This is a genomic window from Porphyrobacter sp. AAP82 (assembly GCF_000331285.1).
GTDB lineage: Bacteria > Pseudomonadota > Alphaproteobacteria > Sphingomonadales > Sphingomonadaceae > Erythrobacter.
The window spans coordinates 110,649-127,240 of record NZ_ANFX01000037.1; the positions used below are offsets into that span (position 1 = coordinate 110,649).

Annotated in this window: 18 protein-coding genes; 12 read left to right on the forward strand and 6 right to left on the reverse strand. The window is 69.3% G+C overall.

All coding sequences use genetic code 11. The features are described from left to right. Positions 1 to 55: 55 nt before the first annotated feature. The 3 genes from yajC to secF all read left to right on the forward strand — a co-directional run bounded on the left by yajC (position 56) and on the right by secF (position 3,034). Positions 56 to 388, forward strand: a complete 333-nt coding sequence (gene yajC, locus D620_RS0112420) for a preprotein translocase subunit YajC (protein ID WP_017666142.1) — start codon at positions 56 to 58, stop codon at positions 386 to 388. Positions 389 to 450: 62 nt separating this feature from the next. Beyond that, positions 451 to 2,040: a protein translocase subunit SecD gene (secD, locus tag D620_RS0112425; protein ID WP_017666143.1), complete on the forward strand. Its 1,590-nt coding sequence runs from the start codon at positions 451 to 453 to the stop codon at positions 2,038 to 2,040. A 16-nt stretch (positions 2,041 to 2,056) separates the two neighbouring features. Continuing rightward, positions 2,057 to 3,034, forward strand: a complete 978-nt coding sequence (gene secF / locus D620_RS0112430) for a protein translocase subunit SecF (RefSeq protein WP_017666144.1) — start codon at positions 2,057 to 2,059, stop codon at positions 3,032 to 3,034. A 43-nt stretch (positions 3,035 to 3,077) separates the two neighbouring features. Here the strand turns inward: secF and D620_RS0112435 are convergent, their stop codons facing one another. Both D620_RS0112435 and D620_RS0112440 read right to left on the reverse strand, forming a co-directional pair. Next, a complete protein-coding gene (locus D620_RS0112435) occupies positions 3,078 to 4,259 on the reverse strand; it encodes a glycosyltransferase (protein WP_017666145.1) in 1,182 nt (393 codons plus the stop codon). 23 nt (positions 4,260 to 4,282) lie between these two features. Next, positions 4,283 to 4,858: a helix-turn-helix domain-containing protein gene (locus D620_RS0112440; RefSeq protein ID WP_017666146.1), complete on the reverse strand. Its 576-nt coding sequence runs from the start codon at positions 4,856 to 4,858 to the stop codon at positions 4,283 to 4,285. A gap of 110 nt (positions 4,859 to 4,968) precedes the next feature. Between D620_RS0112440 and D620_RS0112445 the strand changes: the two genes are divergently transcribed. After that, positions 4,969 to 5,451 (forward strand): DUF6456 domain-containing protein, encoded by a 483-nt coding sequence (locus D620_RS0112445; protein WP_017666147.1) that lies wholly within the window; start codon positions 4,969 to 4,971, stop codon positions 5,449 to 5,451. 39 nt (positions 5,452 to 5,490) lie between these two features. Here the strand turns inward: D620_RS0112445 and D620_RS0112450 are convergent, their stop codons facing one another. Continuing rightward, positions 5,491 to 6,108 (reverse strand): uracil-DNA glycosylase family protein, encoded by a 618-nt coding sequence (locus D620_RS0112450; RefSeq protein WP_017666148.1) that lies wholly within the window; start codon positions 6,106 to 6,108, stop codon positions 5,491 to 5,493. Further along, positions 6,105 to 7,949 carry an ABC-F family ATP-binding cassette domain-containing protein gene (locus D620_RS0112455; RefSeq protein ID WP_017666149.1) on the reverse strand — a complete coding sequence of 615 codons (1,845 nt, stop codon included), beginning with the start codon at positions 7,947 to 7,949 and terminating at the stop codon, positions 6,105 to 6,107. Before D620_RS0112455 ends, D620_RS0112450 begins: the two co-directional genes overlap by 4 nt. 113 nt (positions 7,950 to 8,062) lie before the next feature. Here D620_RS0112455 and D620_RS0112460 point away from each other — a divergent pair, with 113 nt between their 5' ends. The 7 genes from D620_RS0112460 (at position 8,063) to D620_RS0112490 (ending at position 13,733) form a co-directional block, all read left to right on the forward strand. Then, complete coding sequence (locus tag D620_RS0112460; RefSeq protein ID WP_017666150.1) at positions 8,063 to 8,806, forward strand: SIMPL domain-containing protein; 744 nt, start codon at positions 8,063 to 8,065, stop codon at positions 8,804 to 8,806. Positions 8,807 to 8,853: 47 nt separating this feature from the next. Then, a complete protein-coding gene (locus tag D620_RS0112465; protein ID WP_017666151.1) occupies positions 8,854 to 9,165 on the forward strand; it encodes a PepSY domain-containing protein in 312 nt (103 codons plus the stop codon). Positions 9,166 to 9,287: 122 nt separating this feature from the next. Next, the gene (locus D620_RS0112470) at positions 9,288 to 9,965 is read left to right on the forward strand and encodes a response regulator transcription factor (RefSeq protein ID WP_017666152.1); all 678 of its coding nucleotides are present in this window, start codon (positions 9,288 to 9,290) and stop codon (positions 9,963 to 9,965) included. A gap of 70 nt (positions 9,966 to 10,035) precedes the next feature. After that, on the forward strand, positions 10,036 to 11,433 hold the full coding sequence (locus D620_RS0112475) for a sensor histidine kinase (RefSeq protein ID WP_026092190.1): 1,398 nt from the start codon (positions 10,036 to 10,038) through the stop codon (positions 11,431 to 11,433). A gap of 76 nt (positions 11,434 to 11,509) precedes the next feature. Next, the gene (locus D620_RS0112480; protein ID WP_017666154.1) at positions 11,510 to 12,127 is read left to right on the forward strand and encodes a sigma-70 family RNA polymerase sigma factor; all 618 of its coding nucleotides are present in this window, start codon (positions 11,510 to 11,512) and stop codon (positions 12,125 to 12,127) included. Then, positions 12,124 to 13,056, forward strand: a complete 933-nt coding sequence (locus D620_RS0112485; protein ID WP_026092192.1) for a hypothetical protein — start codon at positions 12,124 to 12,126, stop codon at positions 13,054 to 13,056. The genes D620_RS0112480 and D620_RS0112485 overlap by 4 nt, the downstream gene beginning before the upstream one ends. A gap of 119 nt (positions 13,057 to 13,175) precedes the next feature. After that, positions 13,176 to 13,733 (forward strand): hypothetical protein, encoded by a 558-nt coding sequence (locus D620_RS0112490; protein ID WP_017666155.1) that lies wholly within the window; start codon positions 13,176 to 13,178, stop codon positions 13,731 to 13,733. Positions 13,734 to 13,855: 122 nt separating this feature from the next. Here the strand turns inward: D620_RS0112490 and D620_RS0112495 are convergent, their stop codons facing one another. Continuing rightward, positions 13,856 to 15,193 carry a hypothetical protein gene (locus D620_RS0112495; RefSeq protein ID WP_017666156.1) on the reverse strand — a complete coding sequence of 446 codons (1,338 nt, stop codon included), beginning with the start codon at positions 15,191 to 15,193 and terminating at the stop codon, positions 13,856 to 13,858. Continuing rightward, positions 15,190 to 15,498, reverse strand: coding sequence for a chorismate mutase (locus tag D620_RS0112500; RefSeq protein WP_017666157.1), 309 nt, complete (start codon positions 15,496 to 15,498; stop codon positions 15,190 to 15,192). The genes D620_RS0112495 and D620_RS0112500 overlap by 4 nt, the downstream gene beginning before the upstream one ends. 68 nt (positions 15,499 to 15,566) lie before the next feature. Between D620_RS0112500 and D620_RS0112505 the strand changes: the two genes are divergently transcribed. Then, positions 15,567 to 16,577, forward strand: a complete 1,011-nt coding sequence (locus D620_RS0112505) for a polyprenyl synthetase family protein (protein WP_017666158.1) — start codon at positions 15,567 to 15,569, stop codon at positions 16,575 to 16,577. Positions 16,578 to 16,592: the final 15 nt, after the last annotated feature.

The following is a 16,592-nucleotide window of genomic DNA, read 5'->3' on the forward strand; positions in this document are numbered from 1 at the left end:
CGGGAGGGGCGCACGCCCCTTACGGTGTTTCACGGGATCTGACGGGCTCTATCGCATGACAATCGACCTTCTCGCCGCCGCTGCCGGGGCGGGCGCGCCCTCGGGGGCGGCCTTCTGGCTCAACATCGTGCCGATCGTCGGCATGATCGCGATTTTCTGGTTCCTGATCATCGCGCCGCAGATGAAGAAGCAGAAGGAACACCAGGCCAAGATCGCCGGTGTCAAGAAGGGCGACCAGGTGGTGACCGCGGGGGGCCTCGTGGGCAAGGTGGTCAAGGTCGACGATGTCTATGTCGAGCTCGACCTTGGCCCCAATGTCCGCGTCAAGGCGATCAAGGCGACGCTGGGCGATATCATTCCGCCGGCCGGCAAGCCCGCCAACGACTGATCCGGCGCGGGTGCCAGGCCCGGCGCGCCACCATGAACCCTTGCGTGTGAGATACTGACGCAATGCTCGATTTCCCTCTCTGGAAGAAGCTTTCGCTGTGGGCGGTGACGCTGGCGGCCTCGCTGCTGGCGCTGCCTTCGCTCGCCAATGTCGCCGGGCTCGATTGGCCCGCCGCGCTGCCGGACCCGCAGGTCAACCTCGGGCTCGACCTTGCCGGCGGCTCGCACTTGCTGCTCGAGGCCAAGGCCGCCGACGTGCGCGCCCAGCGGCTCGAGAACATGGAGGAGACGGTCCGCCAGCTGATGCGCACTGCGACCCCGCGCATCCGCATCGGCGATGTCTCGACCGCCGGGGGCGAGCTGTCCTTCATCCTCGATAACGCCGCCGATATCGACCGTGCGCGCGGCCTCATCGAACCGGTGATGCAAGGGCAGACCACGGTGCGCGAGTGGGAACTGAAGGTAGTCGACGGGCAGCGCATCGTCCTCACCCAGACCGATGCCGGGGTCGGGCAGGCGATCGACGATGCGATGGACAGCGCCACCGAAGTGGTGCGCCGCCGCATCGACGAACTGGGCACGCGCGAGCCGACCATCATCCGCCAGGGCGCGACCCGCATCGTGGTGCAGGTGCCGGGCCTCCAGGACCCGCAGGGGCTGAAGGACCTGCTCGGCAAGACCGCGCAGCTCGAATTCAAGCTCGTCGATATCAACGCGCTGCCGACCGAGGTCGAGGCCGGGGTCGCCCGCGCGGGCAGCCAGATCGTGCCCTTCGCCGACGGGCAGAGCGGCTCGATCGCGGTCAAGCGCCTCGGCGGGATCCGCGGCGACAGCCTCACCGACGCCAAGGCCGACCGCGACCAGCAGAACGGGCAGAGTGTCGTCACCATCGCCTTCGATGCGCAGGGCGGGGCGAAGTTTGCCAAGCTCACCACCGAGAACACCGGCAAGCCTTTTGCGATCATCCTTGACGGGCAGGTGCTCTCGGCCCCCAACATCAACGAGCCGATCCTTGGCGGGCGGGCGCAGATTTCAGGGAGCTTCACGCCCGAGAGCGCCAACAACCTCGCGATCGCGCTGCGTTCGGGCGCGCTGCCGGTGCCGCTGGCGGTGGTCGAGGAACGCACCGTCGGGCCGGACCTTGGCGCGGATTCGATCCGCAAGGGCCTGATCGCGATGGGCATCGGCAGCCTTGCGGTGATCGCGCTGATGATCGTCAGCTACGGCCGCTTCGGGATCTACGCCACGGTCGCGCTGGTGTTCAACGTGCTGATGCTGCTCGGCCTGATGGCGCTGGGCGGCTTCACGTTGAGCCTGCCGGGGATCGCGGGCTTCGTCATCACCATCGGCGCGGCGGTCGATGCAAACGTGCTCATCAACGAACGCATCCGCGAGGAGCGCGCGCGCGGGCGCAGGGTCGTCGCCGCGGTCGAGACCGGCTACAAGGAAGCCAGCCGCGCGATCTTCGATGCAAACCTCACCAACCTCATCTCCGCAGTCGCGCTCGGCATGTTCGGCACCGGCCCGGTGCGCGGCTTTGCGGTGGTGCTGTTCATCGGCATCATCACCTCGGTGTTCACCGGGGTGACCCTGACCCGCATGTTCGTCGCCGGATGGCTGCGCAAGGCGCGGCCCAACGACATCAATATTTGAGGAGGAGCAAGCCGTCATGAAACTCCTGAAGCTTGTCCCCGACAACACCAACATCAAGTTCCTGAAACTGCGCGTGCCCTTCTTCGTGCTCAGCATCGTGCTGATCGTGGGCAGCTGGGTCGCGGTCGCGGTCAACGGCCTTGCCTTCGGCGTCGACTTTGCCGGCGGCCAGGAAGTGCGCATGACCTTCACCCAGAGCAAGGCCGCCCCGGTCCCCTCGCTGCGCGAGAAGATCGCAGGCCTTGGCTATGGCGAGCCGGTGGTGCAGGAATTCGGCGCGCCCAACCAGGTCTCGATCCGCGTCAAGCTGCCGGACGGCGCCGAGGAGGCCCCCGAAACCGCCAAGGCGATCGGCGAGAAGGTGATCGCGGCGGTCAAGGCCGACTATGCCGATGCCCGCGTCGACGGGAACGATACCGTCTCGGGCAAGGTCGCGAGCGAGTTCCGCGACCAGGCGATCCTCGCCCTCGCGCTGGCGATGGCGGCGGTCTCGGTCTATATCTGGGTGCGCTTCGAATGGCAGTTCGGGGTGGGCGCGATGTTCGCGCTGGTCCATGACGTGTCGATCACGGTCGGCCTGTTCGCGCTGACGCAGATGGAGTTCAGCCTCCAGATCGTCGCCGCGATCCTCGCGATCATCGGCTATTCGCTCAATGACACCATCGTCGTCTACGACCGCATCCGCGAAAACCTCAAGAAGTACCGCAAGATGCCGATGGGCGAGCTGCTCGACCTGTCGGTCAACGAGACGCTGGCGCGCACGGTGATGACCTCGCTGACGCTGTTCATCGCGCTGATCCCGCTGCTCATCTTCGGCCCGCCGAGCCTGTTCGGCATGGTCGCGGCGATCACCGTGGGTCTGTTCGTGGGGACCTATTCCTCGATCTACATGGCCGGTCCCCTGCTGATCTGGATGGGGGTGACGACCAACAGCTTCGTCCCCGCCGAAACCGCGCTCGACAAGCAGGAAAAGCTGGCGAAGGGGCAGGGGTAAGCATCGCCTCGTTCCTCCCCGTCCCGATGGGATGGGCGAGGGACTAGGCCACCACCAGCCCCTGCCAATGGGCTGCCAGCGCGGCGGCGTTGGCGTCCCAGCTGAAGCGCTCGGTCAGCGCCGCCACCTCCTGGCGTGCAGGCGGATCGGCGAGGATCGCCTTCACTCCTGCCGCGACGGCATCGGCAGTGCGCGCCACCAGCCGCCCGGCGATATCGCTCGCGATCAGTTCGCGCGCGCCGCCGACATCGCAGGTCACCACCGGCGTCCCGCAGGCGAGCGCCTCGACCCAGGCATTGGCAAGCCCCTCGCTGGCGGTCGGCAGCACCATCACATCGGCCGCCGACAGCAGCAGCGGCATCAGGTCATGATCGACCGAGCCGGCGAAGAACACGCGTTCGCAAAGCCCCTCGCGCTGCACCTGGGCGCGCAAGCCCGCCTCGTCCTCGCCCTTGCCGATCAGCACCAGCCGCGCCCCGGGGAGCTGCGGCAATGCCGCGATGGCGATTGCCTGGCCCTTGCGCGGGATCAGCGCGCCCACGCAGGCCAGCAGCGGAGCATTGGCGGGCATGGCAAACCCCAGCTCGTCCGAGAGCTGGCGGCGCAGTTGCGGATGAGCGAAGGGCCGGAACCGGTCACGGTCGAGCCCGGTGTAATGCACCGCGATCCGCTCGGCAGGCATGCCCATCGCTGCCATGTGGCGGGCCAGATCGTGGCTTACGGCCAGCAGTCCCGTGGCCGCTTGCGCCGCCTCCAGCATCTGCGCGGCCGCAAATCCCTCCTTGCCCCACAAGGTGATATCGCTCCCGCGCGCCTTGATCGAGAGCGCAAGGCCCAGTTCACGCGCGACGATTGCGGCGGCGGGGCCGTCGGGGAAGAAGAACTGCGCATCGACCAGATCGAACGGCGCCTCGGCATGGAGACGCTGCGCCAGCGGCAGCACGGCGCGGGCGATGGCGGCGGCATTGCGCCGCGCACCGATCCGCGGGATCAGCGTAAAATGCGGGCGGTGGACGGTGATCCCGCCTTCCGCGGCGATCGGCGCCAGCTCGGCAAGCGCGCGATAGCGCCCCAGCGCCAGCGGGGGCAGGCCAACCGGATTGACCACCGTCACCCGCCAGTCCCCGCGCTTTGCCAGCGCTTCCAGCGAGCGCGCGACGAAGGTGCCGAACCGCGGATTGACCGGGTTGGGATAGAGCGTCGAGAGGACGAGGGCGTGTTTCACGGCGCTGTCCTGCCCTTCGCGCGCTAAAGCGCTCTCACCAGCATGAAGGCGACCGCGACCCATGGCGGGTTGTCGACCACCACCTGCTTCTGCCCCGCACCCGGAGGCAGCAGGCCGACCATCGCGCCGCGCCGGTCGATCAGCCGCCCGAAGGCAAAGCGTCCGCCGGGCTTGGGCACCAGGCAATCGCGGTTGATCGCGGCTTGCAGGGCTTCGTGATCGATCTGGCGCAGCCACACGAGATCGCCCGGGCGATATTCGCCGACGCTTTCGGTGACGGCGAGCACCAGCGGCGGGGGTCCGTCACCCTCGGCAAGGGCATCGGGGGCAAGCGCCTCGCGCGGGGCGGTGAGCGCCTGGGGGCCGGCAGCGGCAAGTTCGGCCACGATCCGCGCGGGCGCGGCGGCCTCGTCGCGCATCAGGCTGGCGGGATCGACGCCCATGGCGGCGGCGATCTTGTTCATCCAGCCCAATGACAGCCGGCGCATCCCGGTCTCGAGCCGGCCGATGGTCTGTGCGGTGGTCGGCGGATCGCAGGCGGCTGCCAGATCGGCGAGGGTCAGGCCCTTGGCCTTGCGGATATCGCGGATGCGGTTCATCGTCGGGACTCTGGATGATGGCGTAAAAATAACCGGATTGGTGTTTTTTCTTTCCTACATCCAGTCAGATTTGGCAAGTCCTGACGGCAACAGCCGCAAAGGAATCGCCCATGAAGCGCCATCTTGTCGAACGCGAACTGACTTCCGAAGGCCCGCGCCACCGCCCGGCGGGGCCGGGGGGGCTTGCGCGGTCGCGCTCGGTGACGGTCAATCTGGCGGAAAGCCCGCTCGCCTGGCTGCATGCGCGCGGGCACCTGTCGGAACGCCTGTTCGATGCGGGCGAGGCCTTGCGGGCCGATTACGAGCGCGCGCAATTGCCGGCCAGCATCACGATGCGCTGGGACCCGGTGCGCGCCAAGTCGACCGCGCCCGGCGGGCTCGACCCGAGCGAGAAGCATATCGCCGCGCGCAAGCGTTTCGACGGGGCGATCAGCGCGGCGGGGCGCGGGCTCGATGACATTCTGTGGCGCGTGGTCTGCGCGGGCGAGGCGCTGCCCGAAGCGGAAAAGCACCTCGGCTGGCCCTCGCGCAGCGGCAAGCTGGTGCTGCGCATCGCGCTTGAGCGGGTGGCGGAATATTACCGCATCAGGTGATGGTCTGGAGCGGGAGGTTTTCCTCTCCAGGACAGTGTCTCATGTGTCTCCTACACGCGCAAGCGCCGCCGCGATGCGGGCGCGCAAGGGGGGCAGGATGTCGGCCTCGAACCAGGGGTGCCTCGCCATCCACAGCCGCGCGCGCCAGGCCGGGTGGGGGAGCGCGGTGCGGTTGCCGAACTGCCCGAAGGCGCGCACGCGCTCGGGGCTGGACCAGCCCTTGGTCTCGGGCAGGTAGCGGGCCTGCGCATGGGCACCAACCAGCAGCGTGAGGCGCTCGGCCGGCAGGTGCGCGAGCACCGCCTCGTGCCACCGGGGTGCGCACTCGCGGCGCGGCGGGGCATCGCCGCCGGCGGCCTTGCCGGGGTAGCAGAAGCCGATCGGCATCTGCGCGACCCTCGCCTCGTCGTAGAAGAGGGGCTTGTCGATGCTGAGCCAGCCGCGCAGCCGGTCGCCGCTGTCGTCGTCCCACGGCACGCCGCTGGCGTGGACGCGGGTGCCGGGTGCCTGGCCGATGATCAGGACCCTCGCGGTCGGGGAGAAGCGGGTGATCGGGCGCGGGCCGAGCGGCAGGTGCGCGGCGCACAGGGTGCAGGCAGCGATGCGGCGCCGCAGGTCGTCGATGCTGTCGTCCCCCGGCGCGGCGGGGGCGCTCATCCCTCGACCAGCTCGGCGAGGGTCAGCCAGCGCTCCTCGGCGGCGTCCTTCTCGGCCCGCGCGTTGGCCAGCCCTTGCGAGATGGCGGCGAAGCGGGCGGGGTCGGCGGTGTAGAGCGCAGGGTCGGACAGGAGCGCCTCGCCCTTGGCGATCGCCGCTTCGAGCTCGGCGATGCGCGCGGGCAGGATCTCGTAGTCGCGCTGGTCCTTGTAGGTGAGCTTGGTGCTCCCCCTCCCGCCTGCGGGAGGGGGTTGAGGGGTGGGAGTAGCGGGAGCGGATGCCTTGATGGGCCCACCCCCGGCCCCACCCGCAGGCGGGAGGGGAGAACGGCGGCGCCGCGCTTCCCAGTCGGCATAGCCGCCCGCGACGATGTCGACCTTGCCCGACCCGTCGAGGCCCAAGGTGACGGTGACGGTGCGGTCGAGGAAGTCGCGGTCGTGGCTGACGATGAGGACCGTGCCTTCGAAGTCGGCGATCACCTCCTGCAAGAGGTCGAGCGTCTCGAGGTCGAGGTCGTTGGTGGGCTCGTCGAGCACCAGGAGGTTGGCGGTGCGGGCGAACTCGCGGGCCAGCAGCAGGCGGGAACGCTCGCCGCCCGAGAGGATGCCGACCTTGGTGTCGACGAGGCCGGGATCGAACAGGAAGTCCTTGAGGTAGGCCATGACATGCTTGCGCACCCCCCTGACATCGATCCAGTCGCCCCCCTCGGCGAGGATCTGGCGCACCGTCGCGCCCGGTTCGAGGAGCTTGCGCTGCTGGTCGATCATCACGCCTGACAAGGTGCGGGCGTGGGTGACGCTGCCGGTGTCGCTCGGCGTCTCGCGGGTGAGGAGCTTGAGGAGCGTCGTCTTGCCCGCGCCGTTCGCGCCGACGATGCCGATGCGATCGCCGTTCTGGATGCGCAGGGAGAAGGGCTTGATGATCGCGCGCTCCCCGTATGTCTTGGAGATGCTCTCGGCCACGATCACCGACTTGGACTTGAAGTCGTCGTCGCTGGCAAGCTTGAGCTTGGCGGTCCCCGCGCCCGAGATCATCGCGGCCCTGACAGCGCGCATCTGGTGGAGCTTCTCGAGCCGGCCCTGGTTGCGCTTGCGCCGCGCGGTCACCCCGCGCTCGAGCCAGTGGGCTTCGATCTTGAGCTTGGCGTCGAGACGGTCGGCAGCGCGCGCCTCCTCGGCATAGACGCTCTCCTCCCACGCCTCGTAGCCGCCGAAGCCGACCTCCTTGCGCCGCAGCGTGCCCCTGTCCAGCCACAGGGTCGCCCGCGTCAGGCGGGTGAGGAAGGTGCGGTCGTGGCTGATGGTGATGAAGGCGCCGCGGTAGCGCGAGAGCCAGTCCTCGAGCCAGTCGATGGCGGCCAGATCGAGGTGGTTGGTGGGCTCGTCGAGCAGCAGGAGATCGGGCTCCTGCGCCAGCGCGCGGGCGATGGCGGCGCGGCGCTTCTCGCCGCCGCTGGCGGTGGCCGCGGGGCGGGACATGTCGATGCCGAGCTGGCCGGCGATCGCCTCGACCTCGTGGGCCGCGGGCGCATCCTCGCCGCCGCATGCGAAGTCCATGAGGGTGGCATATGGTCCGAAGTCGGGGTCCTGTTCGAGGAACACGATGCGGCAGCCCGGCTTGACCCGCCGCGCGCCGCGGTCGGCCTCGATCCGCCCGGCGATGAGCCGCAGCAGCGTCGTCTTGCCCGCACCATTGCGCCCGATCAGCGCCAGCCGGTCGCCCGGGAGCACATGCAGGTCGATCGGCGCCGCGCCGCTGGTGGGGGTCGGCCCGCCGAACAGCCAGCGGCCGCCCTGCTGCAAGGCCATGCCTTCGAGCGAGAAGATGGGGGGCTGTGCCATGGTGCGCCGCACCTAGGGACTGGACGGCCGGGCGGCAAGCCCGCACACCCCTTGCGGTTCAGTCCTGCGAAAGGCGAGCCGCTCCAAAGGCGCGGCAAACCGGAGGAATTGCCATGTCGAAGCCCGTCACCGTCCTTGCTGCCGCCTCGGCGCTGATGCTGCCCGCCGGCGCCGCCATCGCCGCGCCGCAGGTCACGCTTGCGCCCGCCGGGCCGGTGATCGAGCTCAGCATCTCCGAGAGCGTCGATACCGCGCCCGACCGCGTCACGATCGGCGCGGGCGTCACCTCCACCGCGCCCACCGCGACCGCGGCGATGCGCCAGAACGCGGCCGAGATGGCCAAGGTCATCGCCCGCATCAAGGCGCTCGGGATCGCAAGCGAGGACATCACCACCACCGGCGTGCTGCTCGGCGCGCTGTATGATTACCAGAACGGCACACCCGCCTTCCGCGGCTATCAGGCCGCCAACCGCGTCAGCATCCTGCTGCGCAAGATCGACGACACCGGCAGCGTGCTCGATGCGCTGGTCGAAGCGGGCGCGACGGACCTCACCGGCCCCGAATTCGGGATCGCCGACGACACTGCCGCCAAGGCCGAAGCCCGCAAGGCCGCGGTCACGCGCGGCGACGCGCAGGCGCGCGCCTACGCCGCGATGCTCGGCTACGAGGGCGTGCGGGTGATCGCGGTCACCGAGGCGATCGAGCGCAGCTTCCCGGTGATGGCGCTCGCCAAGGTCTCGGAAGTCGCCGCCACCGCATCGCCTGCCACCCCGATTCAGCCGGGGCAGGTGACCACCGGCGTCAATGTCACCATCACCTACGAGCTGGTCGGCAAGCCCGCCGCCGGAACGAAGTGAGCCATTCACGGCTTGTTCAATGGACATCTGCTAGGCACAATCCTGTCATGAACCTGCGCTCCGCTTTCCTGCTTGCTCTTGCCGCCGCGCTCGCTGGCGCGGCCGCGCCCGCGCTCGCGCATCAGGAGCCCGAGCGCGGCGAGCAGGGAGCGGCGCGGCGCGAGGCGCAGGCCGGCAACATCATGCGATCGAGCGATATCGAGGCGCGCATCCTGCCCCAGATGCGCGATGCCGAATATCTCGGCTTTGCCTATGATTCGACCGCGCGCGCCTATCGCCTCAAGTTCATCAAGGATGGCCGCGTCACCTATGTCGATGTCGATGCCCGCACCGGGCGCATCATCGGCCGCTCGCGCTGACAGCGGCGCGCCATGACCATTCACCGGGGGAAAGCAGCCGGACGGGCGCCGAGCGCTCGCTTGACGCCTGCGGCCCAAAAGCGCACGAACCCGGCTGACATTAACCAGGAAACCGGGGACCCATGCGCATTCTGATCGTCGAAGACGAACCCACCCTCGGCGCACAATTGAAGGCGACGCTCGAGGGGCAGGGCTATGCCGTCGACCTGTCCACCGATGGCGAGGACGGGCACTTCATGGGCTCGACCGAGGATTATGACGCGGTGGTGCTCGACCTCGGCCTTCCAGAGATCGACGGGCTGACCGTGCTCGGCATGTGGCGGCGCGAGGGCCGGGCCTTCCCGGTGCTGGTGCTGACCGCGCGCGACAGCTGGAGCGACAAGGTCGCAGGGCTCGATGCGGGCGCCGACGATTACCTTGCCAAGCCCTTCCAGACCGAGGAACTGATCGCCCGCCTGCGCGCGCTGATCCGCCGGGCGAGCGGCAACACCTCGTCCGAACTCACCGCCGGCGACGTGCGGCTGGACACGCGTTCGGGCCGCGTCACGCTGGCCGGCGAGCCGGTCAAGCTGACCGCGCAGGAATACAAGCTGCTCTCTTACCTCATGCACCACAAGGGCAAGGTGGTGAGCCGCACCGAACTGATCGAACATATCTACGATCAGGACTTCGACCGGGATTCCAACACCATCGAAGTCTTCGTTACCCGCATCCGCAAGAAGCTTGGCGCAGACGTCATCACCACCATCCGTGGCCTCGGTTACAGCCTCGACGACCCCGCCGACCAGCCGCGCGCCTGAGGTTTTGCCCGAGGCGCGGGCGGGCGGCGGCGATCCCCCTGTGACCTTGCCCGCGGGCGAGGCCGAGGCCATGCCCGGGGCTGCCCCACCGCCCGCCGCCGCCAAGCCGCGCGCCAGCCTTGCGCGGCGCATGGGGCTGATCGCGGCGGGGTGGATCTTCGTGCTGCTGCTGGGCGGCGGCATCGCGCTCGAACGCACGCTGACATCGCAGGTCGAGGCCAATTTCGACGAGCAGCTCGATTACCAGCTCACCGCGATGATCGCCTCGGCCGAGATCGATGCGAGCGGCGAGGTGTGGTTCTATCGCACCTTGGGCGACCAGCGCTTCCTCGAGCCCGGCAGCGGGCTTTACTGGCAGATTTCGGGCGGCAATTACGAACCCTGGCCCTCGCGCAGCCTGTGGGACCGGACGCTGAAGCTCCACGGGGCGCAAGGCAAGGGCGGGCATTTCGACAGCGAAGTGCACATCTACAATTCCGACCAGTTCGAGGGCGAACCCTTGCGGATTGCCGAGCGCACCGTGATCCTGCCGGGCAGCGAGACGCGCTGGACCTTTGCCGTCGCCAGCGCCACCGAGCAGATGGACGCGCAGATCGGGCGGGTGCGGCTGATCCTGATCTGGAGCTTTGCGGTGCTGGGCCTTGGCCTCCTTGTGATGGCGCTGCTCCAGATCCGCTACGGCCTCTCGCCTCTGAGGCGCGTGCGCGCGGCGATCCAGAACCTGCGCACCACCGGCGCGAACCGCATCACCGATCCCCTGCCGCTGGAAGTGCAGCCGCTGGTCGAGGAGCTGAACGCGCTGCTCGAACATTCCGAGCGGCAGGCCGAGGAGGCGCGGCGCCATGCGGGCAATCTTGCCCATGCGCTCAAGACCCCGCTGACCGTGCTCACCAACGCCGCCACCGCCCGCGCGCCCGATCTGGGCGATGCGGTGATGCGCGAGACGCGCACGATGCAGCGCCATGTCGACCACCACCTCGCCCGCGCGCGCGCCGTCGGCCGCCGCGCGGTCGGCCATGCGCGCACCAATGTCATGGCGAGCGCCGAGGCGGTGCGCCGCGCGGTCGAGCGGCTCTATCCCGAGGGGCGGCTGGACATCGCGGGCGACAAGTCGGCGCTGGTTTCGCTGGAACGGCAGGACCTCGACGAACTGCTCGGCAACCTCATCGAGAATGCGGCCAAGTATGGCGGCGGCAGCGTCTTCGTCACCATCGACCCCGACGAGGCCGAGCGCGATCCGAAGATGTGCCTCATCTGGGTCGAGGATGACGGGGAAGGCATCCCCGAGGCCGAGCGCATCCGCATCTTCGATCGCGGCGTGAGGCTCGATACCGGCAAGCCCGGCACCGGCCTCGGCCTTGCGATCGTGCGCGATGTGGCGGAGATCTACGGCGGCAGCGTGGAACTGGGCACCAGCGAGGATCTGGGCGGCCTGCTCGTCGAACTGCGCCTGCCGCGCGCGCTGTGATTGCGGCGCGAAGGGTTTTTGAACCGGCCGCGTTGTAGAGCCGTACACAACGACGCAAACAGGCCATTTGCGACCCATGAACACCGCGACAGACCGAGCTCCCGCGACCATCTCCGCCCCGCCGCCGGGCGACGATGCGGCGTGGGCGGCACGGCTGGCGGCGCGCGAGCCGGCGGCCCTGCGCGAAATGATCGCCCGCCACGGCGCGGCGCTCCACCGCCTCGCCTATCGCATGACGGGCGATGCGCACGAGGCCGAGGACATCGTCCAGGAGGCGCTGCTGCGCCTGTGGGACCATGCCCCAGCGCTTGCGGGCAAGCATCCGCCGGGTAGTCAGGCGGCGGCGCGGCTGCGGCTCGGCGGCTGGCTCCAGCGGGTCGCGACCAACCTTGCGCTCGACCGCCTGCGCCGCACCCGGCGGTTGAGCGGCGGGGAGGTGCCCGAGGAGGAGGACAACGCCCCGCTCGCCGATGTCGTGATCGCGGCGGGCGAGCGCGACAATCTCGCCCGCGCCGCGGTGCTGGCGCTGCCCGACCGCCAGCGCGCCGCGATCGTGCTGACCTATTACGAGGAGCTGCCCAATGCCGAGGCGGCCGAGGCGATGGACATGAACATCAAGGCCTTCGAGAGCCTGCTGCACCGCGCCCGCATGGCGCTGCGGCAGGCTCTGGCGGCGCAAGGAGACGCGCCATGAGCGTGAACGAACACCCCGATCCCGGCGCACCGATCGTCCCCGGCAGCCCGCTCGCGCGGATGCTTGACGGCTATGCCGCTCCCGAGCTTCCGGCAGGCTTTGCCGAGCGCGTGCTGGCCGCCGCAGAAGCCCGCCCCGCACCTCTGCCGGAACTGCGCCGCGCGCCTTCGCGCAGCCGCCGCTGGCGGATCGGGCAGCGCATCGCCATCGGCGTGGCTAGCTTCGGCGCGCTGGCGACTGCGGCAGCGGCGACGGGGCTGCTCGAACAGCTTGCCATTACCGTTCCTTCCGCCAGGACCGTGTGGGCGGGCCTTACCGGCAGCGCGCAGCCTGCGGGCAAGCCCGTGGCGGCTGTCGCGGCCGCAGCGCCCGCGGCCGCAGCGCCCGCGGCCGCGCTCACGCCGGCGGCTGTCGCCATCGAAGGCCCGATCGACACGCCCGAGGAGCTCGGCGAGACCTTCCGCCGGGTCGACGAGGTCCGCGCCGGCCGCTGCGAGGAGCGCCGCAGGGTCATCGACCAGCGCATCGCGTCCGAGATCGAGCGTCGCCGCGCCGCCGGTCTGCGCGTCCCCACGCCCGAGGAGGAAGCGCGCCTGCGCGAGCGGATCGAAAGGCAGCTCGCCGCCCGCGAACAGCGCGCCGATGCCGCCGTTGCCGCGCGCCGCGAGACGATGCAGCGCAAGGTCGAGAACGGCGAGGCGCTGACCCGCGAGGACCTCACCGGTCGCAAGCCGCCGAGCCCCGAGACGCGCGAACGGTTCCGCGCCTTGCGCGATCTGCCCCCGGGCGAACGCGCCAAGGCGTGGCGCGACCTGTCGCCTGCGGAACGCCGCGCGCTTGCCGACGCGTTGCGTGCCCGCCGCGCGGTGCGTCTGCCCCCCGCGCCCGCGGCTGTCCCGCAAGAGGACACCCCGCCGCCGTCCGAATAAATTCTCCCATGCCTGCGAAGGGCGATTGCGGCTGCGGCGTTGAAGACGTGTCACCGGCAGCGCCCCGCAAACCCCCGCCGGGACAGTTCAACGCCCTGAAGGCATGGAGGAATGTGACGATGTTCAAGACCCCGCTGATGATCGCCTCGCTCGCCGCCATTGCGCTTGCCGCTCCCCTGGCTGCGCAGGATAAGAGCCGCACCAAGACCTATGAAGGTGACAGGTTCACCGCCACTCAGACCACCACCGTCAACCCTGAAACCGGCACCGCGACCCGCACCGGCGTCGCCGTCAACACCGCCAACGGCAAGACCGCGACCAGCATCGCCGTGCGCCAGCGCACCGCTACCGGCGCGACCGTCTCGGTCACCCAGACCGGCACGCAGGGCCGCACCCGCGACCTTCGGGGCGAGCGCGTTCGCACCGAGGGTGGCTCGACCTTCACCGGCACTGCCACCGGCCGCGGCGGCAAGACCTACGGGCTCGCGGGCAGCCGCAGCCGCGATGGCCAGGGCAATTCGCAGGCCAGCCAGAGCGTGACCAACAGCGCCGGCGAGACCATCGCCGCGCGCGACCGGGTCACCACCCGCGCCAATGGCCAGGTCTCCACCAGCATCAACCGCACCCGTGCCGAAGGCGTCAGCCGCCCGCCGCGCACCCGTCGCCCGCGCGGCTGACGTCACGCTCTTGCGCCGCTTCCCGCAGACGACGCGGCCCCGTGCGTCTGCATGACCCGGGAGGCGCGCGCCACGCTGGGGGCACGCTGCCCGGGAAACCGGCGGCGTGCCCTTCTTTTTGCCTAGCGCCGTGAAGGACAATCCGGCTGGATCACGAAGCCGCGCTCGTCCTTGGCCATTGCGAAGGTCCGCCCGACCGGAAAGCAGACGCCATAGCGTTCGATCAGCAGCGCCTTGACCTTGGCGGCATCGGCCTGCTGGCCCTTCATCCACGCCAGCCGTCCTTCGAGCACTGCCTCGGCAAGCCCCGCCAGCTCGACCGGATCGCTGGCGAATTCGTCCCAATGCGCAAGGATTGTCGCCCAGCCGCCATGCTGCCCGTTCAGACCCCAGCGAAACCACATCGAGCCGCCGAAATCGGGGAAATCGAGCGAGGCTCCCCGCGCGCGCAGCAGGTTGAACGCGGCCATGGCATCGCCGCCCGAATTGCTCGCATCGAGATCGCTGCTTGCCGCCACCAGCGCCGTTTCGCGCGGGCCTGCCGCATCAACTTTGGCGCCCGCATCGAGCAGGCGGGTGAGATACCACAGCCGCTTTTCGGATGCGCTGCCCACCACCGGCGGATCGCCCCACAGCCCCGGCGCATCGAGATCGAACCCCGCCGCGATCAGCGCATCGAAGGCTGCGCGATCCTCGCACTCCATCGCCCAGTCGAGCAGCGACATGCCCTCATAGCCGCGCTCGCCAAGCGGGGCAGCGGCGAAATCGAAAGTGGTGCGGCCCCGGCAGATTGGGTCGGCAAAAGGGGCAAGCCCGGTGTTCGCGAAGGCCGCAGCATAATCCATCCCGCGGAATTTGAAGCGGGTGTGCGCTTCGATGAACGCGGGCGAGGGCGCGCCGGACACATCGGGGACGCCGTCCGCATCGAGACGCTGGTGGCAGCGCGCGGCAAGGACCGAGGCGAACTGGAAGGCGAAGCCGGCCTCGCTGGTATCGAGGTTTTCCCTGGTGAGGGCAGGGTCGGGGATCATGCTCGCCATGGTCATGACCTCGCCAAATTTTCTCTCGAAGCTGGCAAGATCTTGCCTGGAGAGCGAAGCCAGCGCCGCATCGCGCGCGGGGGCGACGCGCCGGGTCAGTCGCCAGGCGGGCGCGAGCCGCGCGGTGCGCACGTCCGGGGCCGGGGCATTGGCAGCGCCTTCGATGAGGTATTCGGCGATCTTGCCGCAGGCGAGCGCGCGGGCAGGCGGGTCAAGCTCGGCAAGGTAGGCGCCAAACACCCCGACCTTTTTGACCTGCCGCATGTAGGCCGCGTAGGCTTTCTTGTCTTCTCGGGCTTCGGGCGGGGAGGCGACCTCCTCGATCATCACCGGCCGCGCCGGCGCGTCCCGGGTCTGCGCCGCAGCCGGGTGCGCCAGCCATGCCGCCGCCAGCGCCGCGAACGCCAGCCGGCGCATCATCCCCCGCGCGCCTTTTCGTGGTGGCGGATCACCTCGTCGATGATGAAGCGCAGGAACTTCTCGGAGAATTCCGGATCGAGTTCGGCCTCTTCCGACAGCTTCCTCAGCCGCGCGATCTGCCGCGCTTCGCGGTCAGGGTCGGCAGGGGGCAGGGTCACCTTCGCCTTGTATTCGCCCACAGCCTGCGTGATCCGGAATCGCTCGGCGAGCATGTGGATCAGCGCGGCATCGATATTGTCGATGCTCTTGCGGAAGGCAGCGAGCACCGGATCGGGTGCGGCGGGAAGTTGCGGATCATGCGCCATGGGGCGCAGAATTAGCAGCAATTCTGCGCTTGCCAAGGACGCTCGGGCCGCCCTAGGAGCCAAGCAGCATGAGTGCCGACATCATTCCCATGCCGCGCAAAGGCCCGACGCTCGATCCGATGCTGTCGCTGACGGCGGGGGGCATGAATTCGGTCAACGCGGTGATCCTCGACCGGATGCAGAGCGAGATCCCGCTGATCCCGCGTCTTGCCGGGCACCTCATCAGCGGCGGGGGCAAGCGGCTGCGGCCGATGCTGACGCTCGCCGGGGCGGAGCTGGTCGGATACAAGGGCACGCGCCACCACAAGCTGGCCGCGGCGGTCGAGTTCATCCACACCGCGACGCTTCTGCATGACGACGTGGTCGATGGCAGCGAACTGCGGCGCGGCAAGGCGGCGGCGAACATCATCTTCGGCAATCCCGCAACTGTGCTGGTCGGCGATTTCCTGTTCAGCCGCGCCTTCGAGCTGATGACCGAGGATGGCAGCTTGCGGGTGCTCTCGATCCTCAGCCGTGCCAGCGCGGTGATCGCCGAGGGGGAGGTCTCGCAGCTCTCCGCCCAGCGCCAGATCAATACCAGCGAGGAACAATACCTCCACATCATCGGCGCCAAGACCGCCGCGCTGTTCGCTGCCGCCAGCCAGATCGCGGCGGTGGTGGCCGAATGCTCGGAACAGCAGGAGCGTGCGCTCGAGGCCTATGGGCGCAACCTCGGGGTCGCTTTCCAGCTGGTCGACGATGCGATCGACTACGATTCCGATGCCGCCGAGATGGGCAAGGACCAGGGCGACGATTTCCGCGAGGGCAAGATGACCCTGCCGGTGATCCTCGCCTATGCCCGCGGCGACGAGACCGAGCGCAAGTTCTGGAAGGACGCGATCATCGGTCACCGCACCTCGGACGATGATCTTGCCCATGCGATCGGGCTGATCGGCAGACACAACGCGGTCGAGGACACGCGCGAGCGCGCCCGCCACTTCGCGCACCGGGCGATCGACGCGATCTCGATCTTCCCCGACAGCAAGGCCCGTCAGGCGATGGCCGAAGCGGCGCAGTTCGCGGTCGCGCGCGGGCATTGAGGACGCTATCGGGCG

Excerpts from the sequence above, each read along its gene's own strand:
- D620_RS0112445 (WP_017666147.1), top strand. The coding sequence starts at position 4,969 with ATGAAGCGCCATCTTGTCGAACGCGAACTGACTTCCGAAGGCCCGCGC.
- D620_RS0112450 (WP_017666148.1), bottom strand. The coding sequence starts at position 6,108 with ATGAGCGCCCCCGCCGCGCCGGGGGACGACAGCATCGACGACCTGCGG.
- D620_RS0112490 (WP_017666155.1), top strand. The coding sequence starts at position 13,176 with ATGTTCAAGACCCCGCTGATGATCGCCTCGCTCGCCGCCATTGCGCTT.
- D620_RS0112460 (WP_017666150.1), top strand. The coding sequence starts at position 8,063 with ATGTCGAAGCCCGTCACCGTCCTTGCTGCCGCCTCGGCGCTGATGCTG.
- D620_RS0112485 (WP_026092192.1), top strand. The coding sequence starts at position 12,124 with ATGAGCGTGAACGAACACCCCGATCCCGGCGCACCGATCGTCCCCGGC.
- D620_RS0112465 (WP_017666151.1), top strand. The coding sequence starts at position 8,854 with ATGAACCTGCGCTCCGCTTTCCTGCTTGCTCTTGCCGCCGCGCTCGCT.
- D620_RS0112500 (WP_017666157.1), bottom strand. The coding sequence starts at position 15,498 with ATGGCGCATGATCCGCAACTTCCCGCCGCACCCGATCCGGTGCTCGCT.
- D620_RS0112470 (WP_017666152.1), top strand. The coding sequence starts at position 9,288 with ATGCGCATTCTGATCGTCGAAGACGAACCCACCCTCGGCGCACAATTG.
- D620_RS0112475 (WP_026092190.1), top strand. The coding sequence starts at position 10,036 with ATGCCCGGGGCTGCCCCACCGCCCGCCGCCGCCAAGCCGCGCGCCAGC.
- D620_RS0112480 (WP_017666154.1), top strand. The coding sequence starts at position 11,510 with ATGAACACCGCGACAGACCGAGCTCCCGCGACCATCTCCGCCCCGCCG.
- secD (WP_017666143.1), top strand. The coding sequence starts at position 451 with ATGCTCGATTTCCCTCTCTGGAAGAAGCTTTCGCTGTGGGCGGTGACG.
- yajC (WP_017666142.1), top strand. The coding sequence starts at position 56 with ATGACAATCGACCTTCTCGCCGCCGCTGCCGGGGCGGGCGCGCCCTCG.
- D620_RS0112440 (WP_017666146.1), bottom strand. The coding sequence starts at position 4,858 with ATGAACCGCATCCGCGATATCCGCAAGGCCAAGGGCCTGACCCTCGCC.
- D620_RS0112505 (WP_017666158.1), top strand. The coding sequence starts at position 15,567 with ATGAGTGCCGACATCATTCCCATGCCGCGCAAAGGCCCGACGCTCGAT.
- D620_RS0112455 (WP_017666149.1), bottom strand. The coding sequence starts at position 7,949 with ATGGCACAGCCCCCCATCTTCTCGCTCGAAGGCATGGCCTTGCAGCAG.
- D620_RS0112495 (WP_017666156.1), bottom strand. The coding sequence starts at position 15,193 with ATGATGCGCCGGCTGGCGTTCGCGGCGCTGGCGGCGGCATGGCTGGCG.
- secF (WP_017666144.1), top strand. The coding sequence starts at position 2,057 with ATGAAACTCCTGAAGCTTGTCCCCGACAACACCAACATCAAGTTCCTG.